The 4,729-nt window shown below is 36.6% G+C and carries 4 protein-coding genes; 3 read left to right on the forward strand and 1 reads right to left on the reverse strand.

Features of this window, described 5'->3' with window-relative positions:
• Positions 1 to 774: 774 nt before the first annotated feature.
• A complete protein-coding gene (locus tag V6256_RS14860) occupies positions 775 to 1,341 on the forward strand; it encodes a C40 family peptidase (RefSeq protein WP_341599053.1) in 567 nt (188 codons plus the stop codon).
• A gap of 88 nt (positions 1,342 to 1,429) precedes the next feature.
• Complete coding sequence (locus V6256_RS14865; RefSeq protein ID WP_341599054.1) at positions 1,430 to 2,317, forward strand: LysR family transcriptional regulator; 888 nt, start codon at positions 1,430 to 1,432, stop codon at positions 2,315 to 2,317.
• 119 nt (positions 2,318 to 2,436) lie between these two features.
• On the opposite strand, the gene V6256_RS14870 is transcribed toward V6256_RS14865, so the two are convergent.
• Positions 2,437 to 3,564: a ribosomal protein uL16 3-hydroxylase gene (locus V6256_RS14870; protein ID WP_341599055.1), complete on the reverse strand. Its 1,128-nt coding sequence runs from the start codon at positions 3,562 to 3,564 to the stop codon at positions 2,437 to 2,439.
• A 163-nt stretch (positions 3,565 to 3,727) separates the two neighbouring features.
• Between V6256_RS14870 and V6256_RS14875 the strand changes: the two genes are divergently transcribed.
• Positions 3,728 to 4,657 carry a DMT family transporter gene (locus tag V6256_RS14875; protein WP_341599056.1) on the forward strand — a complete coding sequence of 310 codons (930 nt, stop codon included), beginning with the start codon at positions 3,728 to 3,730 and terminating at the stop codon, positions 4,655 to 4,657.
• Positions 4,658 to 4,729: the final 72 nt, after the last annotated feature.

Genomic DNA, 4,729 nt, shown 5'->3' on the forward strand with positions numbered 1-4,729 from the left:
AAGTGATAATAATACCACCTTAAATGGTGTCCGAGATCATTAGACCACTACAGTCTACTCACTTTTAGGAACTGAGCTATTTGGGTTCGTGAATGGCCATCTTGAAAATATGCTAAAGCCAGTAAGCGTGTTTTCATTTGCAATGAAGTTTGCTTACGGGTAAGTACTTTAAAATCTGTCTTTTTATATGGCTCCATCTTGAGTTGCTTTGATCACAATTGATAAATCAATTAGATCATATTTTTACTTAGATTGGCATAATTAACTCATTATACTCATTCTTACTTTCCATATATTTTATTAATAGTGTGTATATTTTATTAAATATTTAATTTTTAAAAGTATATCTTATTGATAAAGTTCACTAATCTATTTATATGCTAAGCAATTAGTTGATTCTATCAAAACTTCATGGGAAACTAGTTTAAATAGCATGTTTAACTTTGTTTCTTGAGTTCATTAAATCGCTTTTTTGAACGTTTTAAACGCTCTACTAAAGTCGATCTACTCTTGCTTTTAAGTACTCAGGCACTCAATAGCTGTAAGCTTTATATTGCCTAGATGGTTAATACTGAAATCAGAATGGTATGGGCAGATAGCTAGATAATACATGCATATAATTAACTTTATACTGGTTTTCTCTTGTTTAAATAACTTAACCGTATGAACGTTAAAAAGACTCTGTTTTATCAGCCATGGTAAAATACCCAATGTATTTACTGTGTAAACTAATAATGCATAAATAACTTATTTACTGACTGATGGATGACTGAAATGCCTAAACGATTGCTTAATATAAATTATCGAAAGCTAGCTATCTTACCACTTGTACTTGGCTTGGCAGCATGTAGTTCATCTCCTGAGCAGTGGGGAAGTAGCAATGAAAGTGCTCAAAAAACAGTAAAACACAGCGCTAAGAAAAAAAATAATCAAATAACCTCTACGTCACAATCTTCAGCAATGAAAGAAGAAGAGCTTTTATATGCAATGCTTCGTAATGAATACTCACATTGGGTTGGTAGCCCATATAAATGGGGTGGAGAGTCGATAAATGGGATTGATTGTTCTAGTTTGGTACAAAAAGTATTTGAAAACAGCTTTAAAATAGACCTTCCACGCACGACTGAGTACCAGGCTACAGAAGGCTATCGAATTAAAAAAAGTGAACTGAAAGTGGGTGATCTTGTTTTCTTTAAAACCAGCAGAACAACACGCCATGTTGGGATTTATATGGGAAATAATGAGTTCTTCCATGTGTCGAGCAGTAAAGGTACAAAAATATCTTCATTGTCTAACGTTTACTGGAGTAAGCATTATTGGCAATCACGACGTGTTATTTAAGTGTGATCAGCACTGAGCATCTTGTTGAATAGGTATCCTTCTTAAAATCTATTCAACCCCTTTCATAACCTAATTAGTTAGCATCAATATGAAAGCTAAATACTCCCTCGATGACTTACGCTATTTTTGTATTATAGCGAGCCTCAGTAGCTTTAAAAAAGCAGCAAAAAAACTCGATATCCCCTTATCTACCCTCAGTCGAAGAGTAAGGCAATTAGAAACTGACCTACAGTTGAGGTTACTTGAGCGAAATGCCCACCGTGTTACGTTAACTCATATTGGTGAGCAATATTATGCTCGTTATAAAGGCTTGTTTGAACAAGTAGATAATATCGAGTTAGATCTAGATAATGAAAAGAACCAAGCTAAAGGCCAGATAAGAGTGACTGCTCCTATCTATTTAGGACAGCAAATATTGAGTGAGATATTTTGTGACTTTTTAGCTGATTATCCTGAAATTCAATTGGATTTACGTTTTTCTAATGATCTGGTTGATATCGAAGCGTTGGGAATTGACGTTGCTTTTAGGGTGAGGAATTCAACCATTGATAATTGGGTGGCTCGAGAACTAAAGTTAACTGGAAATATCTTATGTTGTAATGCCGCTATTGATTTGGATTATCTGGTTCGTCCTGAGCAGTTAAATGATGTTAAAAAGGTCACCTGCATTGGTTTGAAACCATGGAAATTAGAGAATTCATCAACAGGTGAACAATACCAATATAACCCCGAGCATCAAATTTGTCTTGAAACAGATGAAATCCAAATGATGATTAATGCCGTTAAAGCGGGATTAGGGGTGAGTTATGTACCAGATTACATTGCATACCCTTTGATAAAACAGGGCAAATTAAAGCAAGTATTACCAGGTTGGAAAAGCCCAGAGCAGGTTATTTCTATTCTGTATCGAGACAGAGTAAATATCCCGTTAAGGGTCAGGTTGTTAATTGAATATGTGTTAAAACGCCTTCATTAGTGAGCCATTGCAACTAATAAATCATTATGTAAAAGTGCTATCAAGGATCAAGGCATTAAAGCCACGCGCGTAACTATTTAAAAGGTGCTACCTTGTTAAGTAGCACCTTTAGCATTGCTTTATTCAGCGTACCAATAGCCTGAGTTTACTAATTTCGTGAATAGGCTAAGTGCTTTAGGCTGATCTTGAAATAGCACAAGTAATTCACTTGCTGTTTCATCTTGGTCACATAAATAATGCGCAAGCTTGGTAAAGTTTTCGCAGTTATATTGTGCTCCATTAATAAACATCAGATCAGGCTGTTGCTCAAAATAAACCGCTCTTAAGCCGCCTAAACGAGTAAATTGCGCGCCATCTTCTAAAAACTCAATAATCTCTTGATCGCTAAGTGGATGCTCTGGGGCAGCAATATCTAAGTCGTGCTTTGCTTCACTGATCATACAGCCAAACCAAGGTATTAAACTCTCAGGTGTTTGACAGTTTGCTAACATAACTTGGTGTATTTTATTTAATTCTGTTTGTTCAATACAACCTGGCTGTTCACGTGTTTGCATTGGGATATCTGTATAACGCAGTGCATTTTCATTATTATCGATATTGTGATCGGTAAAGCTACTTAATAGGTCATTTTGATCTGGTGCCCGAAAGCCTACGCTATAGTTAAGTGATGGCTCAATAGCATAACCTTCATGTGGGCAACCACTTGGGATATATAAAATATCACCAGGTTCCATTTCAACATCAATAGCGGCTTCAAAAGGTGCACAATGCTTTAAAGCGCCATGAGCTGCAAACTCAGGTAAGGTTTGGCGAGCACCTACACGCCAGTGACGCTTGCCTTCTCCTTGAATAATAAATACATCGTAGTTATCTATGTGCGGTCCAACTCCGCCTTTAGGTGTCGAATAACTGATCATTAAATCATCGATACGCCAATTAGGAAGAAAGCGGAACGGGCGTACCAGTTGTTGTGCATCTGGATGCCAATGATCAACGGCTTGAACCAATAAAGTTGCACCATCTTTCTCTAAGCGTTCAAAGCTTTTAAATGGTCCACACTCTGCATGCCATTGCTGATCTTGTTGATAGACAAGACGGCTCTCTAAGTCTTCTTCCATTGCCAATCCAGCTAACTCATCGATCGCAATTGGATCTTGAAAGTCGATAAAACCTTGTTTGAGCAAAGCGGGTTTCTTTTGCCAGTAAGTATCTAAAAACTGGTTAATTTCAAAGTTAAGTTCAAACATGTTGTCGTGCCTTTCAGTGTTAAATAATTTGGAGTGTAACAGGTCGTTTATAAGCAGGGTAGCGATACTGCCAAGCAGTTAGATAATCATCTTTAAAATAGTATTTTTATGTTAATGTTGATCGTCTTATCCCCACATATTAGCTCATTATCAAGGAAGTATAATGGAAAGGTCGATCAAGTTTGATAAAGTTACTGGTTTGCTCGCTGGATTAGTCGTCGTGATGATTTGGTCCGGTTGGATCATTATTTCTAAATGGGGGCTATCACGTTCGTTAACGGTGTGGGATGTAACAGGCATACGATTTTTAACTGCAGCGGCAATAGTTGTTGTTTATGCTGTTTTTAGTAAAACCTCACTTAAAGCTATTTTTACTTTGCCGGTTGTTATCTGCAGTTTATGTTGTGGTGGGTTATACGTGAGCGCTAGCTTGATTGGTTTATTAATCTCCGATGCGGCCAATACCGGGGTGATAATTAATGGCACGATGCCAATTATGTGTGCATTAATTTTATATGTATGGAAAAAAGATCGTTTAATCCGCACTCAATATTTGGGCATAACTTTAATTTTAGTCGCCAATATTTTACTTTTTACCAGTAGTGGGGGAGCCAGTCTAAGCGCTTTAATGTGGTTACTTTTGGCTGCTTTTTTTATCGCATTTTACTCTGTTTCCATGAATATATGGCAGATTAATATTAAGACGATTCTGCTGTCGGTACCGATTATAAATGCGTTATTTTTTACTCCTATTTGGGTTTTCTTACCGAGTCATCTAAATATTGCACCTATCTCTGAAATTGTTTTACAGGGTGCTTATCAAGGTATAGTGGTTAGTATTTTAGCGTTATTTTGTATGAGCTACTGTATTAATAAATTAGGAGCGGTGTCTGCATCGGCGATCATGGCGTTAGTACCTGTCACTTCGGTGTTATTGGCTATTTGGATGTTAGATCAGACATTAACCTTACAGATGGCAATTGCAATTGTGATCTGCTCTGTGGGGATTGCTTGCTACAGCAGCTTACAGTCACTTTTAGATTGGTTATTTAGCGGTAAAGAGAGTGAATCAAATGTGATTGCTGGAAAGTGATTTATTTTTACTTTATTTATAATACCAATCACACTAATTAACTGATCTATTTTACTTGTTAAAATAACTTAT

This window comes from Psychromonas aquatilis (genome assembly GCF_038155185.1).
Lineage (GTDB): Bacteria > Pseudomonadota > Gammaproteobacteria > Enterobacterales > Psychromonadaceae > Psychromonas > Psychromonas aquatilis.

What these genes read in the sequence shown, in the direction of transcription:
- V6256_RS14860 (WP_341599053.1), top strand. Translation starts at nt 775, where the DNA reads ATGCCTAAACGATTGCTTAATATAAATTATCGAAAGCTAGCTATCTTA.
- V6256_RS14865 (WP_341599054.1), top strand. Translation starts at nt 1,430, where the DNA reads ATGAAAGCTAAATACTCCCTCGATGACTTACGCTATTTTTGTATTATA.
- V6256_RS14870 (WP_341599055.1), bottom strand. Translation starts at nt 3,564, where the DNA reads ATGTTTGAACTTAACTTTGAAATTAACCAGTTTTTAGATACTTACTGG.
- V6256_RS14875 (WP_341599056.1), top strand. Translation starts at nt 3,728, where the DNA reads ATGGAAAGGTCGATCAAGTTTGATAAAGTTACTGGTTTGCTCGCTGGA.